Here is a 548-nt window from a genome sequence, read left to right as displayed (position 1 = left end):
CAGCGGTTCACCGGCGAGCTTGTCCATCTCAATGACGGTGTCGTCATCAATGTTCAGCAGATCGGACAGCATCACCTCCACGGAGGAGACCTCCAGCGTTAGCGTGACCGGTATACGTTTCAGTAGTGACATCGACTCGGAAAAACGGTCTTCTAAACGTGACACCAGCGTCTCTGTTACAGATGATGCGGGGGATGTGGTCNGGGATGTGGTCGCTTCGGGGGCTAACTCGAAGCCTTGCTCTAAAATATCTTCTGGCTTACTCATAGGATTTCTCCGTCTTGCTCGTGAATTCGGACAAAAACAGTTTGTCTTTGTCCTCGACGATCAGGGCATTAAATAATTCGGATTTCCCGATATAAACAGGGAAAGTATCAGGCATCGCAATAGGTAAAATATCCCCGGGTTTAATTGTCGTCAGGTCGGCAACATTGAGGGGGATTTCTGCAATTTTCACGTTCATGGTCAGCGGCAGCGTATGGATAATTTCTTTGATCAGCGTTTTTTTACGCGTCTCAGCGCTGGCTTTATCAATCTGCTTTTTCTTC

Annotated in this window: 2 protein-coding genes; both read right to left on the bottom strand. The window is 48.1% G+C overall.

Going from position 1 to position 548, the window contains the following annotated elements; translation table 11 throughout:
• On the bottom strand, positions 1–267 hold a 267-nt coding region (locus FDX22_RS20480), incomplete at its 3' end, for a FliM/FliN family flagellar motor switch protein (protein WP_146717695.1).
• Positions 260–548, bottom strand: a 289-nt coding sequence (locus tag FDX22_RS20475) for a FliM/FliN family flagellar motor switch protein (protein ID WP_186805390.1), incomplete at its 5' end; no start/stop codon positions are given. The genes FDX22_RS20480 and FDX22_RS20475, both read right to left, overlap by 8 nt.

Source organism: Citrobacter sp. TBCS-14 (assembly GCF_005280805.1).
GTDB lineage: Bacteria > Pseudomonadota > Gammaproteobacteria > Enterobacterales > Enterobacteriaceae > Citrobacter > Citrobacter gillenii.
The sequence above is the reverse complement of the archived record's forward strand: the minus strand, read 5'-3'. Positions and strand labels throughout refer to the sequence as shown.